This window comes from Pseudooceanicola sp. NS-SX8 (assembly GCF_057380755.1).
Genome location: NZ_CM170819.1, coordinates 1713324 through 1729456, shown reverse-complemented (window position 1 = coordinate 1729456; position 16133 = coordinate 1713324). Strand labels below are relative to the sequence as shown.

Below are 16133 nucleotides of genomic sequence, written 5' to 3'. Positions count from 1 at the left end.
CCCGCGCCGCCAGCCTCCTCCGGTCTGCGGCCGCGCAGGCGGTGCATCCCCCGGTCTAGCCCAGATCCGTTAACAACGGGAACACGAAACCGTTTTCACGGCTCTCCCATCGGCTGAAGACGGCAATCGCAGGGCCCGCGAAAACCCCGCCGGTTCCGTCGCTTACGCCTGACAGGATCCCCAAAGCCGCCCCATTTCCGCCGGATTCGGCCCCTAGAAGTCAGAATGACTCAAAGCGCTGTCCCGACAAGGCGCGGGTAGGGAAAAGACATGGACAAGAAATCGACATCGCCCCGCGCCCCCCGTCTCCGGCGGATCACGCGCGGGCACCTGCGGCATTTCCGCCGTTCCGAGGACGGGGCAATGATGCCCATGGTCCTTTTCTTCTTCGTGATCACCCTCATCATCGGCGGCATGGGCATCGACTTCATGCACCACGAGATGGAGCGGACCAAGCTGCAGGCGGTGCTCGACCGTGCCGTCCTGGCCGCCGCGAACACCCGCAACGACCTGGACCCGGAAACCGTCGTGCGCGACTACTTCGAAAAGACCGACATGACCGATTACCTGACATCGGTCACGGTTGATTCGGGAACCGGCTACCGGACCGTGTCGGCGACCGCGCAGAACCCGATGAAGACGCAGTTCATCTCGATGCTGGGGATCACCAGCCTGGACGTGAACGCATCCGGCACGGCAGAGGAATCCATCGGCGACGCCGAAGTGTCGCTCGTGCTCGACATCTCCGGGTCGATGGGCAACAACAGCCGGATCGTGAACATGCGCACCGCCGCGCAGGATTTCATCGACACCGTCATCACCGACGACAACCCCGGCACCGTCTCCGTCTCCATCGTGCCCTACACCAGCCAGGTGAACGCCGGCCCCGAAATCCTGTCCCGCCTCAACGTGCTGCAGCTGCAGGGCTATTCCCACTGCATGGAATTCGACGACTCCGATTTCGCGACCACGGCGCTCGACACGACGACCTTCCACCGCCAGTTCGCGCATTTCTCGACCGGGTCGTCCACTTCCTCCTCGCTGATCACCAACCCGGGCTGCCCGCAGGAAGACTATGAACGGATCACCCCCTTCAGCCAGGACGCAACCGCGCTGAAGGAACAGATCGGGGACCTGCAGGCGCGACAGAACACCTCCATCCACCTGGGCATGAAGTGGGGCGTCGCCCTGCTCGACCCGGCCTTCCAGCCGGTCGTGGCCGACATGGTCGATGATGGCCTGATCGACGAAAGCTTCGACGGTCGCCCGGTTGCCTGGGGGGCCGGCGCCCTGAAGACCATCGTGCTGATGACCGATGGTGCCAACGTCCGTACCTATCGCCTGAAGGATGCCGTCTACGAAACGCCTGACATGCGCTACATGTGGGCGCGTAAGGGGCTGTCCTATGCCGTCAACTACATGGATTCGAGCCTCGACGATTACTTCTACGAGAACGCCTATACCTCGACCGAGGGGGACGACCTGCTGGAAGAAGTCTGCGATGCGGCCAAGGATCGCGGCGTGATCGTCTGGACCATCGGGTTCGAAGTCTCCAACCATGGGGCGGAGGTGATGGAAAACTGCGCCTCTTCCGCCTCCCACTTCTACCGGGTCGAAGGGATCGAAATCGAAGACGCCTTCGCATCCATCGCCCGTCAGCTCAACGCCCTGCACCTCGTTCAATGACCCTGCGCCTGACACGACTGATCCAGCGGTTCTGCCGCGCCGAAGATGGGAACCCGACGGTCGAATTCGTCATTCTCTTCCCGATCTTCGTGGTGATCTTCATGTCGACGGCGGAACTGGGCCTGCTCACCGTGCGTCAGACCATGCTTGAAATGGGGCTCAGCCTGACGGTGCGTGACATCCAGATCGGAGAGACCGAGGACGTGGATCACGACACCATCAAGGATCTGATCTGCGACTATTCCGGTGGCTTCCTGCCCGACTGCGAAGACGCGCTGAAGCTGGAGATGCTGCCCGTCGACCTGCGGGAGTACTCCACCCTGCCCGACGACCTCGATTGTGTTGACCGCTCCGAAGATGTGAACCCGGTGCGCAACTTCACCAACGGCAGTGCAAACGAACTGATGCTGCTGCGGGCCTGCCTGAAGTTCGCGCCGCTTTTCCCGAACGCCGGGCTTGGCCGCAACTTCGGCACCGACGCCAATGGCGATGCGATCATGTACGCCATCTCTGCCTTCGTGAACGAACCATGATGACCCTGTTGCACCGCATATGCCGTCGCTTCCGCCGGGAGGAACGCGGGGCCGTCACGGTCGAATTCCTGATCGTCTTCCCGCTGCTGGTCTGGGCCTACGTGGCGATGTGGGTGTTCTTCGACATGATGCGCGTCGGCGCGCAGCACCAGAAGGCCGCCTACGTGATCTCCGACATGCTCTCCCGGGAGACGGACTACATCACGCCCACCTACATCGACAACACCAAGAGCCTGTTCGATTTTCTCATGCTGGTGGATCGCAACAACGCCATCCGCATCAGCTCCATCGGCTACGATGACGACAACGAGGATTACGAGATCGTCTGGTCGGAAGCCCGCGGCGACAAGGAGGCCCTGACCACGAGCGATATCGCGGACTGGGACGACAAGCTGCCTCTGCTGGCCTCGGGGGATGAACTGATCCTGGTGGAAACCTGGTACGACTACGAGATCAGCTTTTCCCAGATCGACCTGGATGACCTCAACCTGCACAGTTTCGTCTACACCCGCCCCCGTTTCGCGGCGGTCCTGAAATACTCCGATTCCTGAACGCAGGCCGAAGCGCGCCCGGGATCAGGGATCAGTCCTCAGCCTGCTCTGATCGGGCAAGGTGGAAGGCAATCGCATCGGCCATCTGTTTCGATTCAGAACCGTGCACCAACCCGCCAACACCCAGCCTGCGCCCTATGCTCCAGTAAAGCCCGGGACGGAAGCGCAGCGGCGCGCGGCGGCGCAGGCGCAGCACGAACCCGTTGGACGGCTTGAAGGCCAGCAGCCCGCGATCAACCGCCTCGATCTCGTCCAGCCGCGCCAGGACCTCTCCCGCGCTGTCCGTCAGCGCCTCTTCCGTCAGGGTCAGCCGCAGCTTTGCCGCCCCCCAAAGCCGCCAGACCACCACGGCCATGAGCACGGCCAGGACAAGCACCAGCACCCGCATTCCGAAGGGCGCCGGCTGGGGCGACAGAGCGATCCAGGCCAGCGCCAGGGCCAGCCCTCCGGTCACCAGCAGGCCAAGGCCCTTGCGCCCGGCCCCGACGCCAAGGGTGGCCAGGATCCGGTCTTCCTTGCGGGTCTCATCGCTCATCTTCGCCTCCTGTCACGGCGCCGTTGCCCCGGCCAGCCGGGATCACACGCGGTTGGGACCACCTCTTCGGGCGGTGTCACCGGGATGGGTACGACAGGACCGCGCCAAAGGCGACCGCAAACCGCAAGCACCGCCCGGCCACCCGCGCGTTTCCTGTCGTCGTCCCACAGGTCCCGGGCCTTCAGGCCGACACGAGCCGCCGGACCATGCCCCAGTAGATCGCCTCGACCTCCGACAGGGTCAGCCGCCCGGTGTCGCGGAACCAGGTGTTCACCCCCGTCAGCATGGCAATGATTGCCATCGTGGCGATTCGGGGATCCTCCATCGTCATCACGCCCCGCGCCCGACCGGCTTCCAGAATTGCCTGCAGCCGCCCTTCGTAGCGCCCCCGCAAGGCCTCCAGCGCGGCAAAGTTCTCATCCGTCAGGTTCCGCAGCTCCATGTAGGAAATGAAAACCGCATCCGGGCGGGCCGCATGGTGACGAATGTGAAACCGCGTGAACCCTTCGAGCGCGGCAACAGGCGCCTCGGGCAAGGATGCCTTGTCCAGCGCGGTCAGCAGCTCTGACATGTGTTCGGACATGAGCCGGAACAGCAGGGTCTGCTTGTCCGGAATATGGTTGTAGAGCCCGCCGACATGCAGCCCCAGGTCCGCCGCGATCTGGCGCATGGACACCGCTGCATAGCCGTGGCGGGCAAACAGCCGCAGCGCGGCCTGTTGCAGGCGAGTGGCCGTATCTGCCGGGGCGGTGGTGCTCGTCGGATCCATTCCCCATTTCTACCCGGCCCTGCAACGCGAACAAGGAAGACGGAGGGGATTTCCGCGAAAACGACAGGATGCCCCGCACCTTCCACTGCCTTCACGCTCAGTTCACCTCCGGGCTTGCCAGCGGCCGCGCGCTGCGGCAGACCGATGCCATGACCGACGCCCCGCGCCCCCATCACCGTTTTCGCCCCCTGTTCGCAGGCCTCGCCGCGCTGTCCCTTGCGGGCTGCAGCCTGCCGCCCCGTTCGGCAGAAAACGCCGCCCTTCCCGCGGACCTGGCCTACCCCGACCTGGTCCCCGAGAGCCAGATCCTGAACGCCGGCGACACCGGCGGCCGCCTGGGCGAGGACAGCGACGATGCGCTGGCCTACCGCGCCGCCCTGCTGCGCCGACGCGCGGCAGAGCTGCGTGCCCGCGAATTCGACACCTGACGGCCCCCTGCCCCGGCCCGCAGGACCGCTGACCCCAAGAGTCGCGTTGCAAGGTCCCTGCGAAGGCGCTAGGCCCATGCAACGGAAATCCGCGACAACCTTGGAGACACCACATGAGCGAGCCCATGCGCCCCCAACCCCTCCGACTGGGGATTGCCGGCCTTGGCACCGTCGGCATCGGCGTTCTGAAGATCCTGCGCAAGGAGGCCGCGATGCTCACCGCCCGCACCGGGCGTGAGATCACAGTCACCGCCATCTCGGCGCGCAACCGCTCCAAGGACCGTGGCGTGCCGCTGGACAATTACGCCTGGGAAGACGATCCCGTCGTCCTGGCGCAGCGCGACGATATCGACATTTTCGTCGAGCTGATGGGCGGGTCCGACGGCCCCGCCAAGGCCTCGACCGAGGCGGCGCTGCGTGCCGGCAAGGATGTCGTCACCGCCAACAAGGCGATGCTGGCAGTCCACGGTCAGGAACTGGCCGAACTGGCCGAGGGCCTGGGCCGCGTCATCCGCTTCGAAGCCGCCGTTGCCGGGGGCATCCCGGTGGTGAAGGCCCTGACCGAAGGCCTGGCCGGCAACAACATCACCCGCGTCATGGGCGTCATGAACGGCACCTGCAACTACATCCTGACCCGGATGGAGGCGACCGGTTGCAGCTATGAAGAGCTGTTCGAGGAGGCCGGCAAGCTGGGTTACCTCGAAGCCGATCCGAACCTCGACGTGGGCGGGATCGACGCGGGTCACAAGCTGTCCCTGCTGGCCTCTGTCGCCTTCGGCACCAAGGTCGCCTTCGACAAGATGGAGCTGGAAGGCATCCAGCGCATCGCGATCGAGGACATCCGCGCCGCCTCCGACATGGGCTTCCGCATCAAGCTCCTGGGTGTGTCCCGCATGACGGGCCGCGGCCTGGAACAGCGCATGGCACCCTGCCTGGTTCCGGCAACAAGCCCCCTGGGCCAGCTGGAGGGCGGCACGAACATGGTGCTGCTGGAAGGCGATGCCGTGGGCCAGATCGTGCTGCGTGGCGCAGGCGCAGGCGAAGGGCCGACGGCCTCTGCCGTGCTTTCGGACATCTGCGACGTTGCACGCGGGTTCCGCCTGCCCGTCTTCGGACAACCGGCCAGCACCCTGAAAGAGGCAACCGGCACGATCTCCACCACGCCGGCACCCTTCTACATCCGCCTGAAACTGCAGGACAAACCGGGAGCGCTGGCCAAGGTGGCCGCGGTCCTGGGCGAGGCAGGCGTGTCGATCCACCGGATGCGGCAGTACGATCACGAAGACGGCGCCGCGCCGGTGCTGATCGTGACCCACAAGGTGCAGCGCGCGGCGCTGGACATTGCCCTTGCCGGGATGACCGCCACCGGCGTCGTCGAGGGCGATCCGGTCGCCCTGCGTATCGAATCCGTCTGAGACGGCGAACCGGGCGCGGACGCGCCCGGTTTTCCCTGCTCCTGCAGGGAGTTGTGGGCAGCACAAAGGAAAGGCCATGGATTTTCTCGACGTCTCGCGCTCCGTCACGGATCGCCGCTGGTGCGGCCCCGGAGCAGAGGTCGAGCGCATGGCGGAAGCCATCGTCCAGGCCGATCACCTGCCCGACCCGCTGGCCCGCGTCCTGGCCCGGCGCGGGGTTCAGCCCGGCGACACCGCCGCATTCCTTGATCCCAAGATCGGCGCCCTGCTGCCGGATCCCCGCACCCTGCGCGACATGGAAGTCGCCGCCGAACGCTTCCTGCGGGCGGCGAAACGGGGCGAGCGGATCGCGATCTTTGCGGACTACGACGTCGACGGCGGCACCTCTGCCGCCCTGCTGATCGACTGGCTGCGCCAGATGGGACGGCAGGCGACACTCTACATCCCCGACCGGATCGACGAGGGCTATGGCCCGAATGTTCCGGCAATGCAGGCACTTGGCCGCGATCACGACCTGGTCGTCTGCGTCGACTGCGGCACGCTGAGCCATGAGCCGGTGGCCGCCGCCGGATGCGAGGTGGTGATCCTGGACCACCACCTGGGCGGTGAAACCCTGCCCGACTGTGTCGCCGTGGTGAACCCCAACCGGCAGGACGAGGATGGCGCCCTGGCCCATCTTTGCGCTGCGGGCGTGGTCTTCCTCATGCTGGTGGAGGTCAACCGGCTGCTGCGCGAGGATGGGGTCAAGGGCCCGGATCTGATGAGTTTTCTCGACCTCGTGGCGCTGGCGACGGTGGCCGACGTGGCGCCGCTGCTGGGGGTCAACCGGGCGCTGGTGCGCCAGGGGCTGAAGGTCATGGCGCGGCGCGACCGGGTGGGGCTTGCAGCCCTGGCGGATGTGTCCCGGCTGACCTCGGCACCGGCCGCCTATCACCTGGGTTTCCTGCTGGGGCCACGGGTCAACGCAGGCGGGCGGATCGGCGCTGCGGACCTCGGCGCGCGGCTTCTGGCGACCGATAACCCCATGGAAGCAAAGGCCCTGGCGGAACGGCTGGACGCGCTGAACACCGAGCGGCGGGAGATCGAGGCAGAGGTGCGCGCCGCCGCCATGGCCCAGGCCGAAGGGCGCGGGCTGGAGGCGCCGCTGGTCTGGGCTGCGGGCGAAGGCTGGCACCCCGGGGTGGTGGGAATCGTCGCCTCCCGCCTCAAGGAATCGACCAACCGCCCGGCGGTGGTGATCGGGTTCGACGGGGACGAGGGGAAAGGCTCCGGCCGGTCGGTTTCGGGCGTCGACCTGGGGGCCTCGATCCAGAAGCTGGCGGCGGAAGGATTGCTGATCAAGGGCGGCGGCCACAAGATGGCAGCAGGCCTGACCGTGGCCCGCGACAAGCTGGACGCCGCCATGGCACGGCTGACGGAACTGCTGGAAAAACAAGGGGCTGGACAGGGCGGACCGGCGGATCTGAAGATCGACGGGCTGCTGATGCCGGGGGCGGCCACGCCGGAGCTGGTGGAGATGCTGGAGGCCGCGGGCCCCTATGGCGCCAGCGCCCCCGCCCCCCGTTTCGCCTTCCCCGCGCAGCGCATCAACTTTGCCAAGCGCGTCGGCGAAACCCACCTGAAGATCGCCTTCTCCGACGGCATGGGCGGACGGATCGAGGCGATCTGCTTCGGCGCCTTCGACGGCCCCCTGGGCCCCGCGCTGGAAGGACACGGCGGGCGCAGTTTCCATTTGGCGGGCAAGCTGGAAATCAACGAATGGGGCGGCCGACGGTCGGTGCAGCTGCGCCTGGAAGATGCCGCGCCTGCCTCTGAAAAATAAGGCTTTTCAGAGCCTTGCCGCGCCGTCCCCGCCCCTGCCCTGCGCGGCGCAAAAAATCTGCGGATCCGCGAAAAAACCCCTTGCAGAGGCGATGCGCTTTTCATAAAACCCGCCTCACGCCAAGCGCGGCCCGTTCGTCTATCGGTTAGGACGCCAGGTTTTCAACCTGGAAAGAGGGGTTCGATTCCCCTACGGGCTGCCACTTTTCCCCGGAAAACGTGACACTAACGGACGCTGATCCCGGATCAGTCGTTACCGCGCCGTGCGTTCCGCGCCCTCCCCGTTTTACGCCGCAATGCAGCAATTTCCGCCAAGCCGCTGAAAACGCCACGCTGTATCGCGTCGGTATCATGTCGGTATCACGTCGGTACTGCAGCGCAGCATTTCCGCCTTGCAGGAGCCCGTCACCAGGACACCAGGCCCCCGGGGCGGAGGCACCGCGCGCCATGCGCGTTAACCCCCTGCCCCGGCAAACATCTGACACCCCGGGACGTCAGACCCGGCGATTCTCGATGAAGTCGAAGTCGATATCCTCCCCCAGTCCGGGACGGTCGGGGATGGTGACGTAGCCTTCGGCATCCATCGGATCGGAGAGGGATTTGAGGTAGTCGAGCCCGTCGTCATATTCGAGGAACGGATGCAGCAGCCCGCGTTCGTACCAGCGGCAGTTCCGCGAGGCGCCGACCACATGCAGATTCATGGCGGTATTGCCGTGCACCTCGCATTCCATCCCGAAACATTCCGCCATGCGCATGACCTTCAGCGCGGGCGTGATGCCGCCGCAGTCGTTGACGCCGCTCCGCAGGATGTCGCAGGCGCCGTGCTTCACCCATTCCGCGCGCGCCCAGTGCTTGCCATGGGCCGACTCGGGGCCGAGGACGGGGATGTCGAGCTGCCCGGCCAGCCAGGCGTAGGAGGACATGGATTGCTCATCCATCGGCTCCTCGATCCAGTCGAAGCCCAGCTTTTCGAGGCCCCGCCCAAGCGCCAGCGCATCGGTGCGGGAATACCAGTGGAAGGCGTCGATCATCAGGCGAATGTCGGGCCCCACGGCTTCGCGCACGGCGGCGCAGGCCTTGAGATCCATCTTCACGTCAGGCGCCCAGCTGACCGGGGGCATCCAGGTGTGCAGCTTGATCCCCTTGTAGCCGCGCGCAACGAGGGCCTCGGCAAAGCGGCCGTAATCCTCGGGCGTGGCAAGGCCGCCGGGCATTTCGTCGCCGCACATGATGGAGCCATAGGCGGGCACGCGGTCGCGGTAGCTGCCGATGAGCTTGTGCACCGGCTGGCCCAGGGTCCGCCCGGCAAGATCCCAGAGCGCGCAGTCGACGACGGCAAGGGTACGGTCGGTCAGCTGTTCGGCCGAGCCGCGCTGCCAATGCGCCAGATCGGCCCAGAGCCGTTCGCGGTCACGGTGGTCCTGGCCGATCAGGACCTTCTTCACGAATTTCTCCATCACATGCGGGCGGGCGACCTCTGGCGGGCAGAAGGAATGGCCCGCATGGCCGTCTTCGGTGCGGATCGTGACCATGGTCTGCAGCACGTCATGCGGCCCGCCGGGGTGGGCGTGACCCGCGGAATCGGCATGTTTCCGTGTGCTGTGCCGGAAGGTAACCGTGTCGATTTCGGTGATGATCATCTCTCGCCTCCTCCGCGATTTGCTCTTGGGTAGGCCCGGCTTGTGGGAGAAGTCAACAACATGTCATACAACATTGCCACAGTCGCCGCAGCACTGTGCGGTTTTGCGCGCAAAGGCAGTTCCTTTTTGCCGGTCCCCCTGCTAGTTTAGGCACCTGTAGACCAGTAATCGCCATGTTTCCCCCGGACGCAGCCAAAATATCATACAGGTTGCCCCACAGGAGCAGGAGAGAGCACAGACCCCAGGACGGAGCGACCCCCGAAGATGCAAGTGACGCCGAAACGAAAGACCCTGGTGGTCGAGGTGCTGGACAGCCTGCGCGCGCAGATCACCTCGGGCCAGTACAAGCCCGGCGATCGCCTGCCCAGCGAGGCCCGTCTGACCGAGGAATACGGCGTGTCGCGCACCGTGGTTCGCGAAGCCGTGGCGGCCCTGCGGGCCGACGGGCTGGTGGATCCGCAGCGCGGCGCGGGTGTCTTCGTGATAGAGCCGCAACCCGTTGCAGCAGCACCGTTTTCCGATGTGGATACCGACCGGCTGTCGTCGATGCTGGAGCTGCTTGAGCTGCGCGCCGCCATCGAGGTGGAGGCCGCGGGCCTGGCCGCGCAGCGCCGCTCGCCGGCGCAGGAGGAGAAGATCCTGGGCGCATTGCGGGGCGTCAACGAGGCCGCCCTGGGGGAGCCCGGCAGCCACGAGGCGGATTTCGCGCTGCACCTGGCGATTGCCGAGGCGACGAACAACCCCCGCTTTGCCGAGGTCCTGCGGATGCTGGGCGCACAGATGATCCCGCGTCAGGGGCTGGCCGCCAGCGGTGGCGTGGTGTCGAAGGATTACCTCAACCTGCTGAAGCAGGAGCATGAAAGCATCGTCAACGCCGTGCTGGACGGCGACGAGGAGGCCGCGCGGGAGGCGATGCGGCGGCACCTGAAGGGCAGCCAGAGCCGCTATCGCCGTCTGCTTCGGGGCTGAGGCCCCGAACTCAGACCGGGCTCCAGACCGGGCCTCAGGCCCTCCCCGGGGCGGGAGGGCTGGCAAAACCCGCCGTCAGCGTTTGACAGGCCGCATCATGTATGACAACTTCGCCATGAAGTCATACATGGCGCGACCTCTTCGCGCCTTTCAGGCCGGAGGACCTGCCCCATGCTTTCCGTCGAAACCCGTCACGCCATCCACCCCGCCCATGCCAAGGGCATGGACACGACCGCGCTGCGCCAGCATTTCCTGGGCACCGGCCTGTTTGCCGAGGGGGAGATCCGGCTGATCTACACCCATTACGACCGCTTCACCCTGGGCGGCGCGGTGCCGGGCGCGGGCACGCTGGTGCTGGACGAGGTGGCAGAGACGAAGACGCCCGGCTTCCTCGACCGGCGCGAGATGGGGATCGTCAACATCGGTGGCCCCGGCACCGTCTCGGCCGATGGCGAGAGCTGGGAGATGGGGACCGGCGATGTGCTCTACCTCGGGATGGGCACGGGGGCGGTCAGCTTCGCCGGTGCGGGGCGGTTCTACATCACCTCCGCCCCGGCGCATAAGGCCTATCCGTCGAAGCTGATCACCGTGGAGGACGCGGTGAAGGTGGAAATGGGCGCGGCGGAGACCTCGAACAAGCGGGTGATCAAGCAGTTCATCCACCCCACGGTGATGGAAAGCTGCCAGCTGATCCTGGGCTATACCTCGCTGCAGGACGGGTCGGTCTGGAACACGATCCCCAGCCATATCCATGACCGGCGGATGGAGGCCTACCTGTACTGGGGCATGGCCGAAGAGGCGCGGGTGATCCACCTGATGGGCGAACCGCAGGAAACGCGGCACCTGGTCGTCGCGAACGAAGAGGCCGTGGTGTCGCCTACCTGGTCGATCCATTCGGGCGCCGGCATCGGCGAGTACACCTTCATCTGGGCCATGGCCGGTGACAACGTCGATTACACCGACATGGACTTCATCCAGCCGAAGGACCTGAAATGAGCCGGTTTTCCCTGGAAGGACGCCGCGCGCTGGTGACCGGGGCCAATACCGGCATCGGCCAGGCCATCGCCCTGGCCCTTGGCGCGGCGGGGGCGCATGTGATCTGCGCCGGGCGCCGCAGCTGCGCGGAAACCGTGGCGCAGATCGCCAGCGCGGAAGAACTGCTGCTGGACTTCGCCGACCCGATGGCCGCCACCGAGGTCTTCGCCGGGGCGGGCATCGACCTGCTGGTGAACAACGCGGGCATCATCCGGCGCGAGGACAGCGTGGACTTCAGCGAAGCGGACTGGGACGCGGTGATGGACGTGAACGCCAAGGCGCTCTTCTTCACCTGCCAGGCCTTCGCGCGGGAGGTCTTCGCGCGCGGCGGCGCGGGCAAGATCGTCAACATCGCCTCGCTGCTGTCCTACCAGGGCGGCATCCGCGTGCCCTCCTACACCGCGTCGAAACACGCGGTGCAGGGGATCACGAAGATCCTGGCGAACGAATGGGCGGCGAAGGGCGTGAACGTCAACGCCATCGCCCCGGGCTATATCGAGACCAACAACACCGAGGCCCTGCGCAACGATCCGGACCGGTCGAAGGCGATCCTCGACCGGATCCCGGCAGGCCGATGGGGCGCGCCGGAGGATATCGCGGATACCGCCGTCTTCCTCTGCGCCCCGGCGTCGGGCTACATCCACGGCGAGACGATCGCGGTGGATGGCGGCTGGCTCGCCCGGTGAACGCCGAGGGTCGCCCCCTGGCGGGGCGATGCCTTCGGCGAGGATATTTCCCGCCAGCAAATGAGAGGGGCGTCGGAGCATGGTTCCGACGCCCCTCCCATTTTTTGGCCGAAATATCCTGGGGGAGTCCCGGCTTGCCGGGGCGGGGGCAAAGCCCCCTCCCCCCTCAGATGCTTGCGGGATCCATCGCCATGAGGGCCCCTGGATGCGCAATCACGCGGCTGGCCATGGCGTGGCCCGCACGGGCGGCATCCGGCTGCGAAGCGCCCTGCAGCCGGGCGGCAAGATAGCTGCCGTTGAAGCTGTCGCCCGCGCCGGTCGTATCCACGGGTTTCAGCGGTGCGCCGGGATCAAGGGAGAAGCGGGTTCCGTCCACCTGCCCCAACATCACGCCACCGCCATTCTTGACCATGACCTCGGACACGCCTGCGCCGGCGTAGCGGGCCGCCGTCGCCTCTGGCGTGGGATCACCGAAGGCCGTGGCCTCGTCCTCGAAGCTGGGCAGGCAGATGTCGCAAAGCGCGGCGGCCTGCATGATCGTCGCCGTCATCTCGGCCGTCGAGGACCAGAGGCGGGGGCGCAGGTTCGGGTCGAAGGCGATGCGGGCCCCGGAGGCGCGGGCGGCGGTCAGTGCGGCAAAGAGGGTTTCGCGGGCCGCAGGCGCGAGGATCGCCAGGGTGATGCCGGACAGATAGATCATCTCCGGCCCCGCGAATATCTGCGAAAGCCAGGCGGGATCGTCGGCCAGGGTCTTCGCCGCGGACTGGCCGCGCCAGTAGGTGAAGCTGCGTTCGCCGTCCTTCAGGGAGATCATGTAGAGCCCGACGGTGCGGGCCGGATCGCGGCGGATCGCGCTGGTGTCGATCCCGGCCCCCGCGATGAAAGCGGCCATGGCGTCGGACATGGCATCCTGGCCCAGCACGGTGGCGTAGCCCACCCCGGGCCCTAGCGCCGCGCGGGCGTACCAGGCGGTGTTGAGCGTGTCGCCGGCAAAACCCTGACGGAAGGTGCCGTCGGAGGTGGGCGAAAGCTCCACCATCGCCTCGCCGATCGAGAGAAAGCGCATCAGGAAAATCCGTAGAGTTCGACAGGGTTCGTGACCAGAGCCCTAACGCGGGCGGCATCATCGGGCAACCACGACAGGGTGGTGTCGATGAGCGCGGCGTCATCGGGGTAGTCTTCGGTCCGATGCGCGGCGTTGTGCGGCCAGTTGGTGCCCCAGACGATCCGTTCGGGGGCATGGGCGCCGATCTGGCGGGCCACCGCGGCGATATCGGGGAAATCCGGCCCGCCGTCGCGGCTGCTTTCGTAGCAGCCGGCGAACTTGAACCAGATGTTGCCGCGATCCAGCAGGCGTTGAATTACCTCAACATGCTTCGGCGTGGCGCCGGAGAAGATCTTGGCGTGGTGGTCGATCACCCAACGGGATCTGAGGCTTGCGAGGCGGTCTTCAAGTTCCGGCAGGGCGGAGCCGTCGAACTGTACCGCCATCATCCAGCCCGCCGCATGGGCGCGGGCGTCGATCTCTTCCAGCGCGGAGAGGCCCACGGCCCCGCCGGGCAGGTCCATGATGCGCGCGCCGACGACACCGGCGGCGGAGAGGGTTTCCATCTCTGCCTCGGTCGTGTCGGGCGTGATGACGGCGACGCCCTTCGCGCAACCGCCCATCTGGGCCAGGCAGGCGAGCAGGCAGGCGTTGTCGGCCTGATGGGCGTTGCCTTGCGTGATCACCACCCGGTCGATGCCGAGCCAGTCCATCGCCTGGCGGTACATCTCTGGCGTTGGTAGTGGATCGGGCGGCAGGCCGGGGCCGCCGGGCAAGGCCGGAAAGCCCGGCAGGTACATGTGCATCTGCGTATCCACCGTGCCCTTCGGCATCGGCGTCAGGGGTTTGGCGCCCGAAAGCTTGCGGTCGATCATTCAGGCCTCCGGCATGGCGAAGCGGGTGAGCGCCTCGCGGTCGATCTCGATCCCGAGGCCGGGGCCGTCGGGGACCGTCACCCAGCCCTCCACATGTTCCAGCGGCGTCGTGACGACGGCCTGGCGGAAGGGGTTGTGGGTGCGGTCAAACTCCATGATCGGGGCCACCGGGTTGCTGCGCACCGGGTCGGGCGTCATGGCGGCCATGAATTGCAGCGCCGTGGCGATCTGCACTGCGGTTCCCCAGACATGGGGCACCACGCGGATGCCGTGGACGGAGGCGAGATCGGCGACCTTCTTCGCTTCCGACAGGCCACCCATGCCGCAGATGTCGGGTTGGATGATATCCACGCAGCGCTGTTGCAGCGGATCGCGGAAGCCCCAGCGGGTGTGCCAGGTCTCCCCCGCCGCCAATGGGATGGGCTGACGCGCCTTGACCTCTGCATAGGCAGCAAGTTGTTCGGGGACCACGGGTTCCTCGAACCAGTCGATGCCGTAGCGGGCGGCGCGGGTGCCCAGTTCGATCGCCTCGGCCACAGTATAGCCGTGGTTGGCGTCGATCATCAGGCGGCGGTCGGGGCCGATGGCGTCGCGGACGGCTTCGATGACGCGCAGGTCTTCCTCGATCCCGAAGCCGATCTTGACCTTCATGCGGTTGAACCCGGCGGCGGCATGGGCGGCCATTTCCTCTGCATTATCCGCCACGCGGTCGACGCCGTCGCGTTTGAAGGAACCGGTGGCATAGGCCTCCACCCTCTCGCGCCAGCGGCCGCCGAGGAGGATGGAGACGGGTTGGCCCAGCAGTTTCCCCTTGATGTCCCAGAGCGCGATGTCGATGGCCGAGAGCGCGGTCACCGTCAGCCCGCGCTGGCCCTGGTCGCGGAGCGCGTTGTAGCAGGTGGCCCAGGTCTTTTCCGTCTCCAGCGGGTTGGTCCCGATCACATGGGGCGCATAGGCGGCGATGACGGCGGCATTGGGGCGGGCGGGGCCAAGCGCCTCCCCCCAGCCGGTGGTGCCGTCTTCGCAGGTGACCTCCACCAGCACGTGCTGGCGGCGGTCGAACCGCATGGAGGCGCTTTCGAACGGCGTGTCGAGGCGGTGTTCCAGCAGGTGGGTGCGGATCTGGGCGACCTTGGGCGTCTTCATGGGAAGTCTCAGGTGTTGGCGGCGATGATCTGTTCGAGGATAGCTTCCTCCTCGGACGTAAGATCGTCCAGAGGCGCGCGCACTTTCCCTGCCGGGTGGCCGACGAGGCGGACGCCGGCCTTGATGGCCGAGACGGCATAGCCCTTGCGGCGCGCGCGCAGCTCCATGAAAGGAAAGAAGAAATCGTTCAGGATCTGCTCGCAGGTGGCGCGATCACCGGCGCGCAGGGCGGCGTAGAACTTCATCGCCAGTGCCGGAACGAAGTTGAAGACGGCGGAGGAATAGGTCTCGTACCCGATCCCGAGGTAGGCTTCGGCGAAGAGTTCCGCCGTGGGCATGCCGCCGAGGTAGGTCAGCCGGTCGCCGATCTTGGCGGTGATCTGGCGCATGCGGCCGATGTCGCCGGAGCCGTCCTTGAAACCCACCATGTTCGGGCAGGCGTCGCAGAGGCGGGCGATGGTGTCGACCTCGTACTGGGCGTTGTCGCGGTTGTAGATCATCACGCCGATGTCCACCGCGTCGCAGATCGCCTTGACGTGGGCGTAGAGGCCTTCCTGCGGCGCGTCGATCAGGTAGTGCGGGATCAGCAGGATGCCGTCGGCCCCCGCCGCCTGGGCATCGCGGGCGATGTCGATGGCCAGTTCCGTGCCGTAGCCGCAGCCCGAGACGATGGCGGTGTCACCGGCGCTTTCCTTGGCGGCGGCGACGATGGGTCCGATTTCGGAGGGCTTGAGGGAGAAGAACTCCCCCGTGCCACCGGCAGCGAAGAGGACCGGCGCGTTGTAGCCCGCCAGCCATTCGACATGGGCCTTGTAGCTTTCGGGCGCAAAGCGCCCCTCGTCGTCGAAATGGGTCACGGGGAAGGACAGCAGGCCGGAGCCAAGCGCCGTCTTCAGGGCGGCGGGGGTCATGGAGGAATGCGTGTCGAGGCTCATGTCTGGCACCTTTTCAAAACCTGTCATACAAGTTGTATGATATCTCTGGACGGGGTGTCAACCG

16 protein-coding genes and 1 tRNA gene are annotated in these 16133 nt (G+C 66.5%); 10 read left to right on the top strand and 7 right to left on the bottom strand.

Going from position 1 to position 16133, the window contains the following annotated elements:
• The first annotated feature begins 363 nt into the window (after positions 1 to 363).
• Genes AC2IR1_RS07890 through AC2IR1_RS07880 form a run of 3 tightly spaced genes read left to right on the top strand, consistent with a single transcriptional unit; the run spans position 364 to position 2770 of the window.
• Positions 364 to 1686: a TadE/TadG family type IV pilus assembly protein gene (locus AC2IR1_RS07890; protein WP_486475734.1), complete on the top strand. Its 1323-nt coding sequence runs from the start codon at positions 364 to 366 to the stop codon at positions 1684 to 1686.
• The gene (locus AC2IR1_RS07885; protein WP_486475733.1) at positions 1683 to 2219 is read left to right on the top strand and encodes a TadE/TadG family type IV pilus assembly protein; all 537 of its coding nucleotides are present in this window, start codon (positions 1683 to 1685) and stop codon (positions 2217 to 2219) included. Before AC2IR1_RS07890 ends, AC2IR1_RS07885 begins: the two co-directional genes overlap by 4 nt.
• A complete protein-coding gene (locus tag AC2IR1_RS07880; RefSeq protein ID WP_486475732.1) occupies positions 2216 to 2770 on the top strand; it encodes a TadE/TadG family type IV pilus assembly protein in 555 nt (184 codons plus the stop codon). The genes AC2IR1_RS07885 and AC2IR1_RS07880 overlap by 4 nt, the downstream gene beginning before the upstream one ends.
• A 31-nt stretch (positions 2771 to 2801) precedes the next feature.
• Here the strand turns inward: AC2IR1_RS07880 and AC2IR1_RS07875 are convergent, their stop codons facing one another.
• Positions 2802 to 3305, bottom strand: coding sequence for a hypothetical protein (locus AC2IR1_RS07875; RefSeq protein WP_486475731.1), 504 nt, complete (start codon positions 3303 to 3305; stop codon positions 2802 to 2804).
• Positions 3306 to 3486: 181 nt separating this feature from the next.
• The gene (locus AC2IR1_RS07870; protein WP_486475730.1) at positions 3487 to 4074 is read right to left on the bottom strand and encodes a TetR/AcrR family transcriptional regulator; all 588 of its coding nucleotides are present in this window, start codon (positions 4072 to 4074) and stop codon (positions 3487 to 3489) included.
• A gap of 68 nt (positions 4075 to 4142) precedes the next feature.
• Between AC2IR1_RS07870 and AC2IR1_RS07865 the strand changes: the two genes are divergently transcribed.
• The 4 genes from AC2IR1_RS07865 (at position 4143) to AC2IR1_RS07850 (ending at position 7941) form a co-directional block, all read left to right on the top strand.
• Positions 4143 to 4502: a hypothetical protein gene (locus AC2IR1_RS07865; RefSeq protein ID WP_486475729.1), complete on the top strand. Its 360-nt coding sequence runs from the start codon at positions 4143 to 4145 to the stop codon at positions 4500 to 4502.
• A gap of 113 nt (positions 4503 to 4615) precedes the next feature.
• Positions 4616 to 5917, top strand: coding sequence for a homoserine dehydrogenase (locus tag AC2IR1_RS07860; protein WP_486475728.1), 1302 nt, complete (start codon positions 4616 to 4618; stop codon positions 5915 to 5917).
• Between the two features lie 76 nt (positions 5918 to 5993).
• Positions 5994 to 7739 (top strand): single-stranded-DNA-specific exonuclease RecJ, encoded by a 1746-nt coding sequence (recJ, locus tag AC2IR1_RS07855; protein ID WP_486475727.1) that lies wholly within the window; start codon positions 5994 to 5996, stop codon positions 7737 to 7739.
• A gap of 127 nt (positions 7740 to 7866) precedes the next feature.
• Positions 7867 to 7941: transfer RNA gene (locus AC2IR1_RS07850), tRNA-Glu, on the top strand.
• Positions 7942 to 8232: 291 nt separating this feature from the next.
• Here the strand turns inward: AC2IR1_RS07850 and AC2IR1_RS07845 are convergent.
• Entirely contained in the window at positions 8233 to 9378 is a 1146-nt protein-coding gene (locus tag AC2IR1_RS07845) for a mandelate racemase family protein (RefSeq protein WP_486475726.1), read from the bottom strand.
• A 264-nt stretch (positions 9379 to 9642) separates the two neighbouring features.
• Here AC2IR1_RS07845 and AC2IR1_RS07840 point away from each other — a divergent pair, with 264 nt between their 5' ends.
• The 3 genes from AC2IR1_RS07840 (at position 9643) to kduD (ending at position 12068) form a co-directional block, all read left to right on the top strand.
• Positions 9643 to 10347 (top strand): FadR/GntR family transcriptional regulator, encoded by a 705-nt coding sequence (locus AC2IR1_RS07840; protein ID WP_486475725.1) that lies wholly within the window; start codon positions 9643 to 9645, stop codon positions 10345 to 10347.
• Positions 10348 to 10518: 171 nt separating this feature from the next.
• Positions 10519 to 11343 (top strand): 5-dehydro-4-deoxy-D-glucuronate isomerase, encoded by an 825-nt coding sequence (gene kduI / locus AC2IR1_RS07835; RefSeq protein WP_486475724.1) that lies wholly within the window; start codon positions 10519 to 10521, stop codon positions 11341 to 11343.
• On the top strand, positions 11340 to 12068 hold the full coding sequence (kduD, locus tag AC2IR1_RS07830) for a 2-dehydro-3-deoxy-D-gluconate 5-dehydrogenase KduD (protein ID WP_486475723.1): 729 nt from the start codon (positions 11340 to 11342) through the stop codon (positions 12066 to 12068). The genes kduI and kduD overlap by 4 nt, the downstream gene beginning before the upstream one ends.
• 166 nt (positions 12069 to 12234) lie before the next feature.
• Here the strand turns inward: kduD and AC2IR1_RS07825 are convergent, their stop codons facing one another.
• From AC2IR1_RS07825 to kdgD, 4 genes are read right to left on the bottom strand one after another with little or no spacing between them, the layout of a single operon-like run.
• The gene (locus AC2IR1_RS07825) at positions 12235 to 13134 is read right to left on the bottom strand and encodes a sugar kinase (protein WP_486475722.1); all 900 of its coding nucleotides are present in this window, start codon (positions 13132 to 13134) and stop codon (positions 12235 to 12237) included.
• Entirely contained in the window at positions 13134 to 13988 is an 855-nt protein-coding gene (locus tag AC2IR1_RS07820) for an amidohydrolase family protein (protein WP_486475721.1), read from the bottom strand. The genes AC2IR1_RS07825 and AC2IR1_RS07820 overlap by 1 nt, the downstream gene beginning before the upstream one ends.
• Positions 13989 to 15134: a mandelate racemase/muconate lactonizing enzyme family protein gene (locus AC2IR1_RS07815; RefSeq protein ID WP_486475720.1), complete on the bottom strand. Its 1146-nt coding sequence runs from the start codon at positions 15132 to 15134 to the stop codon at positions 13989 to 13991. It lies immediately after the preceding gene.
• A gap of 8 nt (positions 15135 to 15142) precedes the next feature.
• Positions 15143 to 16045 carry a 5-dehydro-4-deoxyglucarate dehydratase gene (gene kdgD, locus AC2IR1_RS07810; RefSeq protein WP_486476381.1) on the bottom strand — a complete coding sequence of 301 codons (903 nt, stop codon included), beginning with the start codon at positions 16043 to 16045 and terminating at the stop codon, positions 15143 to 15145.
• Positions 16046 to 16133 lie beyond the last annotated feature (88 nt).

Excerpts from the sequence above, each read along its gene's own strand:
- AC2IR1_RS07890 (WP_486475734.1), top strand. The coding sequence starts at position 364 with ATGATGCCCATGGTCCTTTTCTTCTTCGTGATCACCCTCATCATCGGC.
- AC2IR1_RS07885 (WP_486475733.1), top strand. The coding sequence starts at position 1,683 with ATGACCCTGCGCCTGACACGACTGATCCAGCGGTTCTGCCGCGCCGAA.
- AC2IR1_RS07880 (WP_486475732.1), top strand. The coding sequence starts at position 2,216 with ATGATGACCCTGTTGCACCGCATATGCCGTCGCTTCCGCCGGGAGGAA.
- AC2IR1_RS07875 (WP_486475731.1), bottom strand. The coding sequence starts at position 3,305 with ATGAGCGATGAGACCCGCAAGGAAGACCGGATCCTGGCCACCCTTGGC.
- AC2IR1_RS07870 (WP_486475730.1), bottom strand. The coding sequence starts at position 4,074 with ATGGATCCGACGAGCACCACCGCCCCGGCAGATACGGCCACTCGCCTG.
- AC2IR1_RS07865 (WP_486475729.1), top strand. The coding sequence starts at position 4,143 with ATGCCCCGCACCTTCCACTGCCTTCACGCTCAGTTCACCTCCGGGCTT.
- AC2IR1_RS07860 (WP_486475728.1), top strand. The coding sequence starts at position 4,616 with ATGAGCGAGCCCATGCGCCCCCAACCCCTCCGACTGGGGATTGCCGGC.
- recJ (WP_486475727.1), top strand. The coding sequence starts at position 5,994 with ATGGATTTTCTCGACGTCTCGCGCTCCGTCACGGATCGCCGCTGGTGC.
- AC2IR1_RS07845 (WP_486475726.1), bottom strand. The coding sequence starts at position 9,378 with ATGATCATCACCGAAATCGACACGGTTACCTTCCGGCACAGCACACGG.
- AC2IR1_RS07840 (WP_486475725.1), top strand. The coding sequence starts at position 9,643 with ATGCAAGTGACGCCGAAACGAAAGACCCTGGTGGTCGAGGTGCTGGAC.
- kduI (WP_486475724.1), top strand. The coding sequence starts at position 10,519 with ATGCTTTCCGTCGAAACCCGTCACGCCATCCACCCCGCCCATGCCAAG.
- kduD (WP_486475723.1), top strand. The coding sequence starts at position 11,340 with ATGAGCCGGTTTTCCCTGGAAGGACGCCGCGCGCTGGTGACCGGGGCC.
- AC2IR1_RS07825 (WP_486475722.1), bottom strand. The coding sequence starts at position 13,134 with ATGCGCTTTCTCTCGATCGGCGAGGCGATGGTGGAGCTTTCGCCCACC.
- AC2IR1_RS07820 (WP_486475721.1), bottom strand. The coding sequence starts at position 13,988 with ATGATCGACCGCAAGCTTTCGGGCGCCAAACCCCTGACGCCGATGCCG.
- AC2IR1_RS07815 (WP_486475720.1), bottom strand. The coding sequence starts at position 15,134 with ATGAAGACGCCCAAGGTCGCCCAGATCCGCACCCACCTGCTGGAACAC.
- kdgD (WP_486476381.1), bottom strand. The coding sequence starts at position 16,045 with ATGACCCCCGCCGCCCTGAAGACGGCGCTTGGCTCCGGCCTGCTGTCC.